The following is a 14,900-nucleotide window of genomic DNA, read 5'->3' as shown; positions in this document are numbered from 1 at the left end:
ATTTGCGCATGATCTTTCGGAAAGCCGCTCGCACTGTTCCGGATCATGCTTCAGCGCGTTGCGTCCGCCAGCCAGCCGAACACCGAGAAAACCAAGGGCTTTCGCTCCAGATTGTAGGTTTCGGTGTCGCGCGCGGCGCGGACGATCTTTTCCCATACCTCAGCTAGGCGCGCAAGGCGCGGCAGGTTCTGGTTGGCATAGGCCTCGTCCGCATGCAGGCGTTCCGCGATCCAGCGATCGATCCCGTCGATGAAGGCGGCGAGCGCGACGCGGTCGCTGGTACCGAGCGAATCGCCGAGCGTGTGCAGTTCGCGCGGATCGACCTGCGGCAGGCGCGCGAGCAGCGCCGCCGTGCGCTGCTGGAGCTTGAGCGCATCGCCGCCGAGCAGCGTCAGCGCCCGCGCAACGCTGCCTTCGGAGGCCTCCGCCGCCTCGCGCAGCGCAAGGTCGTTCGGATCGAGCTCGGCCGCCGACGCCGCCGCCCCGATCACATCGTCCGTAGCGAGGGATCGCAGGCGCAGCTTGCGGCAGCGCGACTGGATCGTGGCGAGCACGCGCGAGGGCGCGTGGCTCACCAGAAGAAACAGCGATTGCTGCGGCGGCTCCTCGAGAATCTTCAGAAGCGCGTTGGCCGCGTTCGGATTGAGCTCGTCGACGGTGTCGACAATGCAGACGCGCCAGCCTTCCGCCGCGGCAGTCGAGCCGAAGAAGCCGATCGTCTCGCGCGTCTCGTCCACGGTGATCACGGTGCGCATCACGCCGCGGTCGTTGGCGGTACGCTCCAGCGTCAGCAGGCCGCCATGCGAGCCGGCCGCCACCTGCCGCGCCACGGCGTCATCAGGATCGATCGCGAGGTCTTCGGCGCGCTGCACGGAAGGCGCGAGCGGCTGGCCGTGGGCGAGCACGAAGCGCGCCATGCGATAGGCCAGCGTCGCCTTGCCGATCCCCTGCGGCCCGCCGATCAGCCAGGCATGCGGAATTCGCCCGCTGCGATAGGCCGTCAGCAGAGCCGCCTCGGCCTCGCGATGGCCGAACAGGCGGCTCGTCTCGCGCGGATGCTGAATGGCGCTTTCGCGCTCGGTCTGACGCGGGCTCATGCTGATATCACCGAGGCCGGCGTCGGAAGAAGACGCTCGCGCAGCGCCGTCCAGACACGGCCTGCGACCGTGTCAGGGTCGGAATTGGCGTCGATCAGCACGCAGCGTGCGGGATCGTCCGCGGCGATCTTGCGATAGGCCTCGCGCAGGCCCTGGTGAAAACCGAGCTTCTCGCCTTCGAACCGGTCGGGCGTGCCGCCGCCCCGGCGCGCGGCGGCGCGCTGCAGGCCGATCTCGACCGGCAGGTCGAGGATGATGGTGAGGTCCGGCTTGAGATCGCCGATCGTGACCCGCTGCATCGCGTTGATGAGGCCCTCAGGCACTTGGCCGAGGCTGCCCTGATAGGCCCGCGTCGAGTCGGCGAAGCGGTCGCACAGCACCCAGGTGCCCTGGTTGAGCGCAGGCAGGATCACGGTGCGGACATGGTCGTCGCGCGCGGCGGCGAACAGCAGCGTCTCCGCCTCGGGGCCGAGCAGCTTGCCCATGCCCGACAGCACCAGATGACGCATGATCTCGGCGCCCGGCGAGCCGCCCGGCTCACGCGTGACACGGATGCGGAGCTTTGCTGCCTTGAGACGGTCGGCAAGCTTCTTGATCTGGGTCGACTTGCCGGTGCCCTCGCCGCCTTCAAAGGTGATGAAGCGTCCGCGTCCGGACGGCCGCTGTAGCGCGCTGTCACTCATGATCAGAGCTTCTCGGCGCCTGCGCGGAACATGCCGATCACGAGCTCGCTGGCGCCGTCGATCGCGCGTCGCACGGTCGAGCCGGTGCCGATCGCTTCGGCCGCATAGACCGGCGTCTCCACCGCGATGTTGCCGCTGCGCCAGACCTTGACCACGCCGACCCGTTGGCCCGCCTCGACCGGCGCACGCACCGGACCGCTATAGACGACACGCGCGATCAGCTTGTCGCTGCCGTTCTTGTGCACCATCACTTTCACCGGCGTCTTGGCGACGAGCCTGACCGAGCGGCTCTCACCGCCGAACACCTTGGCGTAGCCGACCGGCTGCTCGGCCGCGATCAGCGTGCGGGTCTCGAAATTGCGGAAACCCCATTCCAGCATCTTCTTGGCTTCCGTGGCGCGATCCTCGGGATCTTCCAATCCGTTGACGACGACGATCAGCCGCGTGCCGTTCTGCACCGCCGAGCCGACCATGCCGTAGCCGCCTTCCTTGGTGTACCCTGTCTTCAGGCCGTCGGCGCCTTCCATCGAGCTGAGCAGCGGATTGCGGTTGGGCTGGCGAATCTTGTTCCAAGTGTACTCCTTCTCGCCGAACAGTTTGTAGAATTCGGGGAAGTCCAGGATGATGTGCCGGGCGAGCACGCCGAGCTCGCGCACCGTCATCTTGTTGGCGGGGTCGGGCAAGCCGTTGGAGTTGCCGAAGGTCGACTTGGTCATGCCGAGCTCGCGGGCGCGCTTGGTCATGAAGTCAGCCGCGAAGATCCGCTCGTTGCCCGCCATGGCTTCGGCGAGCGCGATGCAGGCATCGTTGCCGCTCTGGATGATCGCACCGTGCAGGAGATCGTCGACCGAGACCTTGCTGTTGATGGCGGCAAACATGGTCGAGCCGCCCGACGGCGCCCCGCCCCGGCGCCAGGCATTCTCGCTGATCCGGTACTCGTCGGTCAGCTTGATGTCGCCCTTCTTGATGGCATTGAAGACGACCTCCGCCGTCATCAGCTTCATCATGCTGGAGGGCGCGCGCAGCTCGTCGGCGTTCTTCTCGAACAGCACGCTGCCTGAGGAGGCCTCGATCAGGATTGCGGTCGGGGCATCGCCGTCGAAGCCGGCATCGTCCGGCTTCTTGGCCCCCTGGATGCTCTGGTTGGCGGCCAGAAGCGCCCCGCTCCAGCCGATGCCCACGACCAGAGCCGTCGCGATCAGCCCGCGCACCAGCGCTCCGGCGGTGAACCGGGTGCGACGTAGCGAAGGAAGACGACATGCCATGGTCAAGCCCTGAGAGCAGCGTTCTAACAGCTGGAATCGGTGCGAACAACGCGGGGGGGTGGACGCCTGCCCAGAGATTGCACGATTCTCGCCGCGCCCCTATCGTGGCGCCTTATGTTTCTCGACCAAACCCCTGAAACAAGGCGGAAAAGCGATGTCCTCCACCCGCGTGATCAAGGCCAACGGCATCGACCTCTTCATCCGCGAAGCCGGCCATGGCCCGCTGGTGGTGCTGTGCCATGGCTGGCCGGAACTGTCCTATTCCTGGCGCCACCAGATCCCCGCGCTCGCCGCAGCCGGGTTTCACGTCGTCGCCCCCGACATGCGCGGCTACGGCCAGAGCGCCGCGCCGCCTGACGTTGCCGCCTACTCGATCTTCGACACCGTCGGCGACGTGGTCGGGCTCGTACAGGCGCTTGGCGAGACCAGGGCGATGGTGGTCGGCCACGATTGGGGTGCGCCGGTCGCCTGGCACGCGGCGCTGTTCCGGCCCGACATCTTCACGGCGGTCGCCGGCCTCAGCGTGCCGCCGCCGTTCCGCGGCCGCGGCAAGCCGCTCGACCTGTTGCGCCAGGGCGGCGTCACCAATTTCTACTGGCAGTACTTCCAGGCACCCGGCGTCGCCGAGGCCGAGCTGGAGCGCGACGTCGCCCGCACCATGCGCATCGTGCTCGGCGGACGCGGCCTCGCCGATCCCACCGCCGCCATGTTCGTGCAGGAAGGCAAGGGCTTTCTCAGCCACGCGACCGCCGAGGAACCGCTGCCCAGCTGGCTCAGCGAGGCGGATCTGGCCTACTTCACCGAAAGCTTCCGCAAGTCTGGCTTTCACGGCGGGCTGAACTGGTACCGCAACCTCGATCGCAATTGGGAGCTGACGGCGCCCTGGCAGGACGCGCAGATCCATCAGCCCTCGCTGTTCATCGCCGGCTCCAGGGACGCCGTCATCACCGGCCTGATCGGCGCCAAGCGCGTCAACGAGCTCGAGCGCGTGCTGCCCAACTTGAAGCGAAAGCTGATCCTCGAGGGCGCCGGCCATTGGGTGCAGCAGGAACGGCCGGGCGAAGTGAACGCGGCGCTGGTGCAATTCCTGAAAGAAAGCGCGGCCTAGTAGAGCCCGCGGCCGCTCAGGATGCTGCGGGCCTCGGCAGCGCCGTCGGCCGACGACGGCGCGTTCTCCGCCGCATAGCGGCCGTCCTCTTCATAGGACACGGCGCGCGCGTTGTGGACCGCCCGGCCCCGGCTGCGGCTCGAGGCCGACATTTCCGAGGTCGCGTTGAGCGAGGCCATGTCGGCGGAGGTGGTGCCGAGATTGTAGGGCCGCCCCTCCGGCATCGGCACGTCGCCGCGAATGGCAGCGCGGCTCGATCCCGGCAATTCCGGTACGAAGGGCTTGGCCGAGGCGACCCGGACCATCGAGGGCGACGGCGCCGGAACGCCGGTGCGCAGGGTCGCCAGAAGCTGGCGGTCGTCGGAGCCTTCGAGCGGCGCCCGGCCGACATATTCGACGCGGACCTTGGCGACGCCATTGCCTTTGAATTCAAGCAGTTCGGCGGCCTTGTTCGAGACATCGATGAGGCGGTTGCCGTGATAGGGCCCGCGGTCATTGACGCGCACGATCAGCGACTTGCCGTTCGAGACATTGGTCACCCGCGCATAGGACGGCATCGGCAGGGTCGGATGCGCCGCGGTCAGCGAGGTCATGTCGAACACTTCGCCATTGGCAGTCAGGCGGCCATGGAAGTCATCGCCGTACCAGGACGCCATGCCCTCGGCGCGATAGTTGACGTCCTCCTCAGGCACGTAGGTCCGGCCGGCAACGACATAGGGCTTGCCGACGCGGTAGGTGCCGCCGCCCTTCGGGACCGGATCCCCCAACGCCACGACCCGGGGGCTCGAGGACACGCCGTATTTCGGATCGACGCGGCTGGCGAACTTGTTCGAGGAGGCGCAATTGGCAAGCGCAAGGCAGGCTGCGACCGCCGCAACACCGCGCGCGGCCCGCAAAACCGAATCTGACCGTCGGATCCCCATGCGCCCCAAATACCACTTTGCCGGAGGCGTACCCAACCCGCTTTGGCGACGGGGAGCGCTGTCCGGTCCTTTAATCCGAGGCGGCCCACCACCGCGTCGGAAGCGGTAACGATAACGCAACCCGAACACGGCGGAAATGGGGAGCCCACAGCGATCCCGCCGGGATGGTAAACAGGACGTTCGCATTTTTCCGTTGTTCTACGGAGCGATAGCGCCTGCTCTGTGCCACGGCCGGACATTCTGTTGCGCCAAATCCTCACTCCACCCCCATTGTCGCTGCCTTCACTGGAATTCTTTTGACTGTGCAAGGCCGCACGCGTTCTCTCGGATGCAAGGGCGGGATTTGGAATTTAACGATGATCGAGACGGTTTCGGCACTGATGGGTCTGGTAAGCGCGGGGATCTTCCTGGCCCATGCGTTTGAAGGTTATCGCACGAGGGCCTGAGGCACTCGCGCGATCGGCAAGCATCACCTCTTTCAAGCAGCGCGTTCGGACAATTTTGATCGATCCGACCGAGCATCGAAAACGAGAGCGGCAGGTGTCACATGCGCAACCATGACCTGGTATCTGACGGCTTCCTGGCATTGACCGCCGGCGGCTTGGTCCTGCTCTGCTCGAGCCTCGTGGCACTGGCGTTCGCCTGAGCCCCGCTTCATTCCTCTCCGGCACAGCTCCACCGCGGCGCAGCATGCGCCAATGCCCGCTCCCATTCAGTTGATTGAATTTCCGCGTCCGGTGCCTCGACACATTTCCAGAGGCCATCACCAACAAGGGTGACGCAAATGCTTGCCGAGAAATTCTTCCTGGTTTTGGAATCACTGATCCGCGGCGACCGCATCTATCCGGACGGAAGCCCCCGCGTCATCAGCACCTCCCCGCACGTGCCAGTCAGGCTGCCGGCGCAGAAATAGCCGGCGTCGCGCGCCGCTCAGCGCAGCCCCAGCAGGGAGCGGCGATAGCGCCCGTCGCGGGCCTCGTTCAGGCAGACGAAGCTGCCGTCGAACCCCTGGCCGTACCGCTGCTGCCCCTTGCGGTAGTAGATGCCCTTCCTGAAGTCGAGCCAGACCACCTTGTCGTGCGGGCAATGACGCTGCGCCTGCGCCTCGTAGCGAAACGGCGTCAGCGGTGTCGCCGAGACCTCCGCGGAGCCGGCGCCGATCATGATCGCGCCAGCGAGCGCGATCCCGCCGGACCATCTGCGAAAGCCGCTCCTCGTCACTTCCCGCCCTCCAGATCCGGGCCGTCGTGCGGCCGCCGCGCGGGCACGCTAGCACGAAATGGCGCGATCCGCCGAAGGCGAGACGTGCGCGGCGTCTTCCGCCGGCCATGTTGCCGGGCTAGAGGAAAGCGAGATCGTTTCGATTGCGAGGATGCAGCCTGAATGTCGGTTGAGCCTTCACCCCCATCCGAACCTCGTGCCGAACCCCGTTCGCCCTCGCCGCGCCTGGGCCTGCTGCCGATGATCATCTTCGGCTCGCGCTGGCTGCAACTGCCGCTCTATCTCGGACTGATCGTGGCGCAATGCGTCTACATCGTGCTGTTCCTCAAGGAGCTCTGGCATCTCTCCTGGCACGCGATCGATCTCACCGAGCAGCAGATCATGATGAGCGTGCTCGCGCTGATCGACGTCGTGATGATCTCCAACCTGCTCGTGATGGTGATCGTCGGCGGCTACGAGACGTTCGTCTCGCGGCTCGACCTGCAGGGCCATCCCGACGAGCCGGAATGGCTCGGCCACGTCAATGCGAGCGTGCTCAAGATCAAGCTCGCCATGGCCATCATCGGCATCTCCTCGATCGCGCTGCTGCGCACCTTCATCGAGGCCGGCAATCTCGGCTCGAACCGCGCCGGCTTCACCGAGACCGGCGTGATGTGGCAAGTGCTGATCCATCTCACCTTCGTCGTCTCGGCGATCGGCATTGCCTATGTCGACAGGCTCGGAGACTCCGTCGCGCGCAAGCAGGCCGTATGAGGCCCGGCGGCCTCTTCACCTGTCTGTTTCAAGCTGCTGCATGGCCTGGTGCAGGCACTCCTGAAACTTGGCCGCGACCTGCTCGCGCGCGAGGCCGGTGGCAGCGAGATCGCGCGACACCTTGTCCAGCACCTCGTCCATCGTCCGGTTGTCCAGATGGTCCGTCACCAGCGTCGTCGCGTAGCCGGCCGCGGCATCGCCGCTGAGACCGAGCCGGCTTGCAGCCCAGAGCCCGAGCAGCTTGCTGGACCGGGCGGCGGCCCTGAACATGAGTTCCTCGTCGTGGACGAATTTGGCCTCAAAGCCCTGCTCGCGCTTGTCGAACGTGGTCATGGTCAGCTCCATTTGCGCTTTTCGCTGATGGGTGTCGGACTGGCCGGGGGCGAACGTCTCTGTGCTTCACGTCAGTTGGGATCAGTTGAAGCTTCCGGCGGAAGGCAGACGCCGTCAAGCCTGCCGATGCGTCCCGCGCCGGGCGCGTGCATGGCCCGCACAAGCCCGGCGCCAGCCAACCCGGCTAGGCAGAGATCGTTTACCACCCGTTAAGCAGACTCAGCGCCGCATGGCTTGGGGCACACCGAGAGCTGACGCATGAACAAAGAGCTGCGGGAGTTTCGACGGCTTGAACGGGTCTGCCTGGAGCAGGCCGCCCTCTCCACCCTGGACCTCGCGCGAAGCGGGCTGCTCAAGGTCGCCGACGATTGCCGCATCGCAGCCGAAGCCATCGAGGCGCGATCGCCCCGCGGCGCGTTCACAGGGGCCGTCCAGGCGCTGATGCTGGCCTGGAGCGCGACACGGATGTCCAATCGGCATTAGCCGGCGGCATCGCGCGGACAGATCGCGTCAGAAGATTGCCGTCAGGGCCCGGGCTGGATCAGGCCTTTGCCGCCGCCGCTTCCGCCGCTTCGCGCGCCAGCCGCTCGGCCCTCAGCCGCTCCTTGTTGGCGTAAAACGCCTTCTGCGCCTCTTCATGGTCGCGCATGGCCTTTTCGGCCTCGATCCGGCGTGCCGCATCGCGCGCCTGGCGCTGCTCGGGGGTCAGGGGTTTGCGTCGGAAGGAAAGGTCTTCAGTCATGTGAAGATAACGCAGACGCGGCGAAAGGGTTCCATAAGGCGGACCCCGTGGCCCAAAGCGGGAACTCAAGCTGTCCGCCCTGCCCGAAGGCCGCTCCACCAAAATATCGAAAAACAACCCCATGCACAGTAGCTAAGCCGTTCTGGCGGCAAGATTTTTCAAACCCGCGAAAGCCGTCTGGCCCGCCACCCTGCCAACTTCGGAAACTCCGCCGGGCGCGACACGCCGGTTCGCGCGAGCTCCACAGCGCGATGTCATTGCGACAGGTCAACACCAGCAAGCTCAGGCTCTGAGATCCTGACGTCGGCAAGCAGATGGAGACGGCCATGTCACAGCAGAGCAGCATGCATTTCTACCTCAATTGGGCCAAGGAGCGGATCGACGAAATGGATGCCGCATTGGCCTCGTTCGAGGTCAAAGCCGGCCAGGCCAAGGCCGAGTCCAAGGTCAAGACGGATCAGCTCCTGTCCGATCTGACGACGCGCCGTGACGCGTTTCGGGCGATGCTCAAGACCCAGGCGGAAGCAGGTGAAGCCGCCTGGACCGACGCCAAGGCTGATCTGGAGAAGCAGTGGGCTGGATTCGAGGCCCAGGTGAAAACCCACTTCGAAGGCGCCGGCAAACAGTTCGAGCAGCAGCAGGCCACCTTCAAGGACGTTGCCGCGGCCCAGGCCAAGGCGTGGCGCGAAGCGGCGGATAAATTCCGCGACGCCGCCAGCAAAGTGGCCTCAGCTCGCACCGTCGATGTCGATGCCGCGCTCAAGCAGATGAAATCCGATGCGTCCGAAGCCGAAGCGCGTCTGCAGAAGCTGAAGCAGGCCGGCAGCGAATCCTGGTCGGTCCTGAGCGCCGCACTCGCGGAGTCCCGCAAAGCATTCGATCAAGCGAACCAGGCCGCCTGGGACGCGCTGAAGGGCGGCGGTCCGAAGAGCTGAGGTTTCTCTTCGTTCAAGCTGCCAGCCAGAACAGACGGGGCGCTCAAGCGTGCGTGGCCACGACTGCGCGAGGAAGGTGCAGGTCACCCGCCTTCCTCGTACGCTTTGGTCAATGCTCAGGTGTTCAAGAGTCGCACGTTTTAGGCACCACTGTTCATGTTGGCGGACAAGCTTCCAATCTTAATTAGCCGCCCGAGTTGTCAACGAGCGGCAGCGGTCTGCTGGCTTGCGGAGTTATCCGCGTTGAACTCGCTCCAAGCCTGTCGGAGTATCTGGATCGAGGAGGTCAGGAAGATGCCACCCATCACGGCAGCGACGAGGAGGTCGGGCCAAGCTGTGTCGGTCCCCCAAACGCCCAAGGCGGCGACCATCACGATCACGTTGCCTATTGCGTCGTTTCGCGAGCAGAGCCAAACAGACCGGACGTTCGCGTCCCCATCCTTGTACGGCCTGAGCATCAAGACCGAACCGAGATTGGCCGCAAGAGCAAGAAATCCAATCACTCCCATGACTTCTGCTTTTGGCGTACCGAGAATGAGCGTTTGGTAGACAGTCGACCCGACAACCCAGAGCGCCATCACGCTGAGAGAGAGACCCTTGAAAAGGGCGGCTGTAGCTCGGCGTCGCAAGCTCGCCCCGATCACGGCCAAGCTGAGCCCATACGTCACCGTGTCACCAAGAAAATCCAGAGCATCGGCTTTCAGCGCCTGTGAACCTGCCAATTGCCCAGCAAGCATCTCGATCAAGAACATCGAGCCGTTGACAGCGATTACCGTCCAGAGGACCCGCTTGTACGTGGGGTCCATTCCGTCGAAGACCGGAACACCGCCGGAACAACCACACGCCGCCTCTGCGGACCCGCACTCTGTGCGCCGAACAGGTTCGAGGTTCAACGGTGGGGGGCTGCAGCAAGAGCCGTTCTGTTCGCAGCAGTCCGTCGCCATGATGTCGGCCCTCACTTCGTGCCGAACCTACCAGCTACTGACGCTTCGCGGTAGCTGCTGTTCCACTTCGAGTCCGGTGCCGGCTGCGCGACGAAGTCGCTATCGCCCCTCGTCGCTTCCGCTCTCACAGTCTCCGCCGAATTACGGTGACGCTGCATCTTATCAGCACGCCGGCAGCATCGACGACCGACATCGCCATGCTCTCAACTCCGGCCAAAGCCGCGCCCCTCAGCTTCCCTTGCGAGCGGTCCCTGACTGCGACTCGCCAAGGCCGGGATTGATGGCCAGCGACGCGCCGGCGGCGCCGCCGGCTTCATAGGCCGTCATCGACACCATCCGGCTGGTGCTGCGCGCGGTCCGGAGCTTGAGGTCGAGCTTGTCTAATTCTGCATCGACCACCGAGGTCTTGAGGACGACCAGCCCGCGACCGGTGCTTTCGTTGACCTGATCGCGACTGGCCTTGATCGCCACCAGCCTGTTCGCGATCGAGGCCACCATCCCGAGCGCGAAGGAGGCATTGGCCAGATGCCGCTCCTGGTGCCGGAACCTGCTGTAGTCGAGCGAGGTCTTGAAGCGGCCAAGCTCGGCGCGCACGGCGCCGTCGATCAATTCGGCCAGATAATGCGCGACCTCGACATCCGCGCCGAGACCGAAGAACACGTAGCTGCTTTCGCCGGCCGCGTTCTTCTCGCGCCAGACCCGACAATCGCAGAAATGCGCGATCGCGCCGATGCAATCGTCCAGGGGAATTCGCTTCTTGCGATGGGTCCCATAAACCCTCCGTTCGCAGGGCGACGCGCGCAGCTCGACGTCGGAGAGCGACAAATCGTGGCGATCGAGCAGCTCGGCGACCTTGGCGGCGGCAGACAGCGCCTCGTCCTCGGTGCAGCCATTGGCGATGGTCTTGGCGCGCAACGCCTGGATACGGAGCTTCAGCTTGTCGAGCACGGCCGGATTGGACGTCTGATGCACCGATCACCTGCCCGGGAAAGCCCGACCGATAGTATGGCGGAAGGGGTGGGATTCGAACCCACGGTACCCTTGCGGGCACGCCGGTTTTCAAGACCGGTGCCTTAAACCACTCGGCCACCCTTCCTTCGCAACAATGCCAGGGAGTTAGCTTAGCTTCGGACTGAGCGCAACGCGAACTTGGATCCAATTTGGACCTATCGGTACGATGCCCGCGGTCTCATACCGATTGCCGATTCGCGTCCACAGATGCGGGCACCCGGGCTAAACCGCGGCCTAGGGCCTATTTCGGCAGGCATTCCACGTTGTAGGCGATGATGATCTGAGCTGGATCCGCGTTACCCAGGCTCTTGAGATCCTCTAAGCCACTTCGGAGCTTGGCGCCCGCCCCGCTCAAGCTTCCTTCAAGCGTGACTTTGGCCTTCCGGCACCGCTCTTCGTTGGAAAACTCCTGGAAGACAACCGTCGGAAGGAGCCGCCATTCCGCCTTGTCGTTCGTCGCGGCAGGACTGATCGAGTAGGAAAAGACATACATCAGCACCCACATCGCTTTTACTCCAGCTTTGGCCGGCTCGATCCGTGTGCACACTTGGATGGTCGCGCCTGGACACACCTGAGCAGGCTACCGCCGCCATCCCCGCGTTACTTGGAGGGCGCGCGATCAAGCCGCGATCGCTGCGCCCTCATGCGCTTGATCTCTCGACGCAGGTCTTCACTTTTTTCGTCACGCTGCTCTCCGCTCGATTTGATCTGATCGTCTTGGCGCAACTTTTCGAGAGCTTTCTCGACCGAGAGCTTGTTCGTTCCGGCCATAACCGACCTCACTTGCGCTTCTGCGTTCATCAATAAGGATAGTAGGGATTACGCTGCGGGCAGGTCCAGTTGCCAATGATCGCCGCGCTGGCGCATGACGTCCAAAAAGAGGACGCTGCGCTGTCCTGCATCGACCTTGTATTCCACGGCCGAAGCGACCAACCTGGAGCTTCAGATTTTCAATGGCCATGTTTGACCTCGTCGTCGCACAAGGCATTCAGGAGGCGCCGCCATCGCTGAGACGTTGATTTAAGTCAACGGTCAGCGACAAGCTGCGCAGGCGGCACGGCCCCGTCGATGCGGATCCAGGCCGCTGTGAGTTCCCAGGCGACCGAGAGAATGATCGGTCCGATGAACAGACCGATGATCCCATGCGCGAGCGTGCCACCGATCACTCCGATCAGGATGACGAGCGCCGGCGTGGAGAGGCCCCGTCCCATGACCAGCGGCTTCAGGATGTTGTCGAGAAGGCCGACGATGACGAGAAATACAGTCAGGAGCAGCGCCGTGGTGACGTCCTTGTCCATCCAGATCCAGATGACGACCGGAATGAGGACGATCCCTGCGCCGAGCTGCACGATCGACAGCAGCAGAACAATGACGGCGAGCAGCCCCGCGCTCGGGATGACCGCCAGCTTGAATCCGATGCCGGCGAGCAGCGCCTGAATGATGGCAACGCCGATGACGCCTTGCGACACCGCCCGGATGGTCCCAGCCGCCAGCTCAAGGAAATGTTCGCTCTGTTCCGGCACGATGCGGAACAGGAAACCACGGATCGCGCTGACGAGCTGCGGACCATATGGAAAGAGAAATCCGGCGACCAGCACCGACATCAGGAACTGCAGGGTGCCAAGGCCGGCGCTGCCTGCGAATGACAGCATCATGCCGGCAATCGGCTTCAGATATGGCGCAACCTCGCGAACGGCCGCGCGGATGTTGGTGTAGGCCTGATTCCAGAGATCGTAGAGCTGCGGCCCGACCAGTGGCCAGTCCCTGATCCGCTTCGGAGCCGCCTGCAGCGCGAGATCGCCGCTCCCGAGTTGCCCTGCGAGCTCCCTGACCCCCTCAACCGCACTGAGGCCGAGCCAGGCCGCCGGACCGATGACGATGCCGAGCATGGTGAAGGTGAGGAGCACCGCGGCTGTCCGTGGGCGGCCGCCCAGACATTTCGCGAGCCAGCTGAAGACCGGATAGAACGCCACGGCAAGCACCGCGCTCCAGGTCAGGATCGGCACGAAGGGACGGATGATCAGGAGCGTCCACAGGATCAGCAGCGCAAGCAAGCCGAGCCGGATCACGAGCTGAACGACGTCGCTGGTGGAAAAAAGTTGGCGAAGTGTCTTCAAGGTCTGAGGCCTGCGCCCAGCTAATTGGCTCCATGCGGAAAGCCTAGCGGCCGGACCGGGACTGCAGGCTTGATCCAAATCAACCGGCAAAGGACTGAAGGCGGCCTGATGGGACGGGTGCCGCGGTCACCTAGCGGCTCAACAATTTCGACGCGAACGCATGTCGAATGCAGCAAATTACGCGCGAAACGATCAGCTCGGCGACGGTACGGCCGTGGAGATCCGTGCTCTCCGGCCAGATGACGAGGCCGCCATGCTGGCCGCCCTTGGCGAGGTGGGCACACAGTCCCTCCAGCGCCGCTTCTTCATGCTAAAACGTCATTTTTCCGAGAAGGAGCGCGCCTATTTCGTCGAAGTCGACTTCAAGGACCATGTGGCGCTGGTCGCGTGCGTGGCGAATGCAGGTCGGAGCACCATCGTGGGCGGCGCGCGATACGTCGCGGCCGGGCCGGGCTGCGCCGAGACGGCCTTCATGGTGATCGACGCCTGGCAAGGACGCGGCATCGGCGGACTGCTGCTGCGTCACCTGATCAGTCTAGCCCGCGAAGCCAGGCTGAAGGAACTGACCGCGGAGGTGCTGCCTGACAACGCCGCGATGCTCAGGGTTCTTGGCAGATTTGGGTTCGAACGCGCAGAACGCCGCGAACCTGATACGGTCCATATGGTACTGACGCTGACCTGATAGAAGCTCTCGGACGACGCCTCAAGCTCGCGCAAAACACTGCCGCCTTCTGATACATGTAGCTCGGCAACAAGGGCTTACCGGTTCAAAGACGCTCTCTTTACACCGCGCAAAAGAAAGCGGCGCCCCGTGAGGAGCGCCGCGCGAATGTTCTTCGTGACTGCCTCTAGCTCAGTACCCGCAGGACGCACAGCCCATCTGCACCGGGGCGTAATAGGAATAGCCGGGCGAGACCATCTCGACGCGCTGGCGCGTGGCGTATTGCGGCGGGATGCGCTCGTACTGGACGCTCGGCGGCGCGACCATCACGGTCTGCGGCACCATCACGGTGCGATACTGCGCCGGCGAGCGGTGCGCCACAACGGAGCCCGGCGAGACCATCACGGTCTCGTCGACGGTGCGGTATTGCGGCTGCACGTATTGCTGCTGATAGCAGGTCTGGCACGGCGGCGGTGCGTAGCAATTGTAGCAGCCGGCGGAGGCTGCGCCCGTCATGGAAATCGCGGCGACGGCGGTGGAGAAAACGACGGCGAGAGTACGAGACATTGCGGTGGTGCCCCAGTTGCCCAAAATGGATTTGCGAAGGTCGCGCGAGTATACGCCGCAAAATCCAGGGCTGCCGAACTTCGTCGGGGCATCCTTAATGCGAACGGCCGATCGCGGCCGACCGGTAAGAACTCATTGACCACGCGCATTAACGCGAAGATCGCTCATCCGCCTCCGTCAAGGTCGAGCTTCAGCGCCTCGCTGCTCTTTCCAGAAACTCCAGCAGCGAGGGATCTGTCTCCTCGAATTCGACAAAGCGGCGGCGCAGCTCGTCTGCTATTTCTGCGGTGGCGTCTCGTGACCATCCCTCCGCGGTATTGAAGGCCACGACACGTACCGGATGGAGATATTGCCCCTCGACGAGATGTCTGAGCAGGGTCGCCCGATCGGCGTCCTCCTCGGCGGTCTCGCACCAGGCGCGGCCCATCCGCCGACCGAAATCATCGAGCACGAGATAGACGTCCCGGTCTGTCGTCATTTGCGGCACGAGCGATGGAGATTGACTCATGGCTGACTCCGCTACTGTCATCCGGACCGTTG

General features: G+C 64.3%; 20 protein-coding genes and 1 tRNA gene. 6 read left to right on the top strand and 15 right to left on the bottom strand.

Annotated features, from left to right (window positions below):
- Positions 1-50: 50 nt before the first annotated feature.
- Genes AABA86_RS28770 through AABA86_RS28760 form a run of 3 tightly spaced genes read right to left on the bottom strand, consistent with a single transcriptional unit; the run spans position 51 to position 3,045 of the window.
- The gene (locus AABA86_RS28770; RefSeq protein WP_338309211.1) at positions 51-1,097 is read right to left on the bottom strand and encodes a DNA polymerase III subunit delta'; all 1,047 of its coding nucleotides are present in this window, start codon (positions 1,095-1,097) and stop codon (positions 51-53) included.
- Complete coding sequence (tmk, locus tag AABA86_RS28765) at positions 1,094-1,780, bottom strand: dTMP kinase (RefSeq protein ID WP_212249419.1); 687 nt, start codon at positions 1,778-1,780, stop codon at positions 1,094-1,096. The genes AABA86_RS28770 and tmk overlap by 4 nt, the downstream gene beginning before the upstream one ends.
- A gap of 2 nt (positions 1,781-1,782) precedes the next feature.
- On the bottom strand, positions 1,783-3,045 hold the full coding sequence (locus AABA86_RS28760; protein WP_212249420.1) for a D-alanyl-D-alanine carboxypeptidase family protein: 1,263 nt from the start codon (positions 3,043-3,045) through the stop codon (positions 1,783-1,785).
- A gap of 154 nt (positions 3,046-3,199) precedes the next feature.
- Here AABA86_RS28760 and AABA86_RS28755 point away from each other — a divergent pair, with 154 nt between their 5' ends.
- A complete protein-coding gene (locus AABA86_RS28755; protein WP_338309210.1) occupies positions 3,200-4,153 on the top strand; it encodes an alpha/beta fold hydrolase in 954 nt (317 codons plus the stop codon).
- On the opposite strand, the gene AABA86_RS28750 is transcribed toward AABA86_RS28755, so the two are convergent.
- The gene (locus AABA86_RS28750; RefSeq protein WP_338309209.1) at positions 4,150-5,076 is read right to left on the bottom strand and encodes a septal ring lytic transglycosylase RlpA family protein; all 927 of its coding nucleotides are present in this window, start codon (positions 5,074-5,076) and stop codon (positions 4,150-4,152) included. The two genes, AABA86_RS28755 and AABA86_RS28750, sit on opposite strands and share 4 nt — an antisense overlap.
- Before the next feature lie 784 nt (positions 5,077-5,860).
- Between AABA86_RS28750 and AABA86_RS28745 the strand changes: the two genes are divergently transcribed.
- Positions 5,861-5,989 (top strand): hypothetical protein, encoded by a 129-nt coding sequence (locus AABA86_RS28745; RefSeq protein WP_338309208.1) that lies wholly within the window; start codon positions 5,861-5,863, stop codon positions 5,987-5,989.
- 17 nt (positions 5,990-6,006) lie between these two features.
- Here the strand turns inward: AABA86_RS28745 and AABA86_RS28740 are convergent, their stop codons facing one another.
- On the bottom strand, positions 6,007-6,297 hold the full coding sequence (locus tag AABA86_RS28740) for a hypothetical protein (protein ID WP_338309207.1): 291 nt from the start codon (positions 6,295-6,297) through the stop codon (positions 6,007-6,009).
- A 162-nt stretch (positions 6,298-6,459) separates the two neighbouring features.
- Here AABA86_RS28740 and AABA86_RS28735 point away from each other — a divergent pair, with 162 nt between their 5' ends.
- Positions 6,460-7,050 carry a TIGR00645 family protein gene (locus AABA86_RS28735; protein ID WP_338309206.1) on the top strand — a complete coding sequence of 197 codons (591 nt, stop codon included), beginning with the start codon at positions 6,460-6,462 and terminating at the stop codon, positions 7,048-7,050.
- A gap of 15 nt (positions 7,051-7,065) precedes the next feature.
- Here AABA86_RS28735 and AABA86_RS28730 read toward each other — a convergent pair whose 3' ends face one another.
- Complete coding sequence (locus AABA86_RS28730) at positions 7,066-7,383, bottom strand: DUF1476 domain-containing protein (protein WP_212249426.1); 318 nt, start codon at positions 7,381-7,383, stop codon at positions 7,066-7,068.
- Positions 7,384-7,641: 258 nt separating this feature from the next.
- Between AABA86_RS28730 and AABA86_RS28725 the strand changes: the two genes are divergently transcribed.
- Complete coding sequence (locus AABA86_RS28725) at positions 7,642-7,866, top strand: hypothetical protein (protein WP_212249427.1); 225 nt, start codon at positions 7,642-7,644, stop codon at positions 7,864-7,866.
- 58 nt (positions 7,867-7,924) lie between these two features.
- Here the strand turns inward: AABA86_RS28725 and AABA86_RS28720 are convergent, their stop codons facing one another.
- A complete protein-coding gene (locus AABA86_RS28720) occupies positions 7,925-8,125 on the bottom strand; it encodes a hypothetical protein (protein ID WP_212249428.1) in 201 nt (66 codons plus the stop codon).
- Between the two features lie 326 nt (positions 8,126-8,451).
- On the opposite strand from AABA86_RS28720, the gene AABA86_RS28715 reads away from it, so the two are divergent.
- Entirely contained in the window at positions 8,452-9,060 is a 609-nt protein-coding gene (locus AABA86_RS28715) for a hypothetical protein (RefSeq protein WP_338309205.1), read from the top strand.
- A 200-nt stretch (positions 9,061-9,260) separates the two neighbouring features.
- Here the strand turns inward: AABA86_RS28715 and AABA86_RS28710 are convergent, their stop codons facing one another.
- The 6 genes from AABA86_RS28710 to AABA86_RS28685 all read right to left on the bottom strand — a co-directional run bounded on the left by AABA86_RS28710 (position 9,261) and on the right by AABA86_RS28685 (position 13,132).
- A complete protein-coding gene (locus tag AABA86_RS28710; RefSeq protein ID WP_212249430.1) occupies positions 9,261-10,004 on the bottom strand; it encodes a cation transporter in 744 nt (247 codons plus the stop codon).
- Between the two features lie 228 nt (positions 10,005-10,232).
- The gene (locus tag AABA86_RS28705; RefSeq protein WP_212249431.1) at positions 10,233-10,976 is read right to left on the bottom strand and encodes a DUF7168 domain-containing protein; all 744 of its coding nucleotides are present in this window, start codon (positions 10,974-10,976) and stop codon (positions 10,233-10,235) included.
- A gap of 34 nt (positions 10,977-11,010) precedes the next feature.
- Positions 11,011-11,100 (bottom strand) — tRNA-Ser (locus AABA86_RS28700).
- A gap of 156 nt (positions 11,101-11,256) precedes the next feature.
- Positions 11,257-11,520, bottom strand: a complete 264-nt coding sequence (locus AABA86_RS28695; RefSeq protein WP_212249432.1) for a hypothetical protein — start codon at positions 11,518-11,520, stop codon at positions 11,257-11,259.
- Between the two features lie 95 nt (positions 11,521-11,615).
- Entirely contained in the window at positions 11,616-11,786 is a 171-nt protein-coding gene (locus AABA86_RS28690) for a hypothetical protein (RefSeq protein ID WP_018318037.1), read from the bottom strand.
- A gap of 254 nt (positions 11,787-12,040) precedes the next feature.
- Positions 12,041-13,132: an AI-2E family transporter gene (locus AABA86_RS28685; RefSeq protein ID WP_212249433.1), complete on the bottom strand. Its 1,092-nt coding sequence runs from the start codon at positions 13,130-13,132 to the stop codon at positions 12,041-12,043.
- A gap of 160 nt (positions 13,133-13,292) precedes the next feature.
- Here AABA86_RS28685 and AABA86_RS28680 point away from each other — a divergent pair, with 160 nt between their 5' ends.
- Positions 13,293-13,814, top strand: a complete 522-nt coding sequence (locus AABA86_RS28680) for a GNAT family N-acetyltransferase (protein WP_212249434.1) — start codon at positions 13,293-13,295, stop codon at positions 13,812-13,814.
- Between the two features lie 171 nt (positions 13,815-13,985).
- On the opposite strand, the gene AABA86_RS28675 is transcribed toward AABA86_RS28680, so the two are convergent.
- Together AABA86_RS28675 and AABA86_RS28670 are read right to left on the bottom strand one after the other, a co-directional pair.
- The gene (locus AABA86_RS28675) at positions 13,986-14,309 is read right to left on the bottom strand and encodes a hypothetical protein (RefSeq protein WP_212249705.1); all 324 of its coding nucleotides are present in this window, start codon (positions 14,307-14,309) and stop codon (positions 13,986-13,988) included.
- A gap of 241 nt (positions 14,310-14,550) precedes the next feature.
- The coding region (locus AABA86_RS28670) for a hypothetical protein (RefSeq protein ID WP_338309204.1) at positions 14,551-14,900 on the bottom strand (350 nt) is incomplete at its 5' end.

The organism is Bradyrhizobium sp. TM233 (assembly GCF_036247965.1).
Lineage (GTDB): Bacteria > Pseudomonadota > Alphaproteobacteria > Rhizobiales > Xanthobacteraceae > Bradyrhizobium > Bradyrhizobium ottawaense.
The sequence above is the reverse complement of the archived record's forward strand: the minus strand, read 5'-3'. Positions and strand labels throughout refer to the sequence as shown.

Bases quoted from the DNA above. Each gene is read 5' to 3' on its own strand.
- AABA86_RS28770 (WP_338309211.1), bottom strand. From the start codon at position 1,097: ATGAGCCCGCGTCAGACCGAGCGCGAAAGCGCCATTCAGCATCCGCGC.
- tmk (WP_212249419.1), bottom strand. From the start codon at position 1,780: ATGAGTGACAGCGCGCTACAGCGGCCGTCCGGACGCGGACGCTTCATC.
- AABA86_RS28760 (WP_212249420.1), bottom strand. From the start codon at position 3,045: ATGGCATGTCGTCTTCCTTCGCTACGTCGCACCCGGTTCACCGCCGGA.
- AABA86_RS28755 (WP_338309210.1), top strand. From the start codon at position 3,200: ATGTCCTCCACCCGCGTGATCAAGGCCAACGGCATCGACCTCTTCATC.
- AABA86_RS28750 (WP_338309209.1), bottom strand. From the start codon at position 5,076: ATGGGGATCCGACGGTCAGATTCGGTTTTGCGGGCCGCGCGCGGTGTT.
- AABA86_RS28745 (WP_338309208.1), top strand. From the start codon at position 5,861: ATGCTTGCCGAGAAATTCTTCCTGGTTTTGGAATCACTGATCCGCGGC.
- AABA86_RS28735 (WP_338309206.1), top strand. From the start codon at position 6,460: ATGTCGGTTGAGCCTTCACCCCCATCCGAACCTCGTGCCGAACCCCGT.
- AABA86_RS28730 (WP_212249426.1), bottom strand. From the start codon at position 7,383: ATGACCACGTTCGACAAGCGCGAGCAGGGCTTTGAGGCCAAATTCGTC.
- AABA86_RS28725 (WP_212249427.1), top strand. From the start codon at position 7,642: ATGAACAAAGAGCTGCGGGAGTTTCGACGGCTTGAACGGGTCTGCCTG.
- AABA86_RS28720 (WP_212249428.1), bottom strand. From the start codon at position 8,125: ATGACTGAAGACCTTTCCTTCCGACGCAAACCCCTGACCCCCGAGCAG.
- AABA86_RS28715 (WP_338309205.1), top strand. From the start codon at position 8,452: ATGTCACAGCAGAGCAGCATGCATTTCTACCTCAATTGGGCCAAGGAG.
- AABA86_RS28710 (WP_212249430.1), bottom strand. From the start codon at position 10,004: ATGGCGACGGACTGCTGCGAACAGAACGGCTCTTGCTGCAGCCCCCCA.
- AABA86_RS28695 (WP_212249432.1), bottom strand. From the start codon at position 11,520: ATGTGGGTGCTGATGTATGTCTTTTCCTACTCGATCAGTCCTGCCGCG.
- AABA86_RS28690 (WP_018318037.1), bottom strand. From the start codon at position 11,786: ATGGCCGGAACGAACAAGCTCTCGGTCGAGAAAGCTCTCGAAAAGTTG.
- AABA86_RS28680 (WP_212249434.1), top strand. From the start codon at position 13,293: ATGTCGAATGCAGCAAATTACGCGCGAAACGATCAGCTCGGCGACGGT.
- AABA86_RS28675 (WP_212249705.1), bottom strand. From the start codon at position 14,309: ATGACGGGCGCAGCCTCCGCCGGCTGCTACAATTGCTACGCACCGCCG.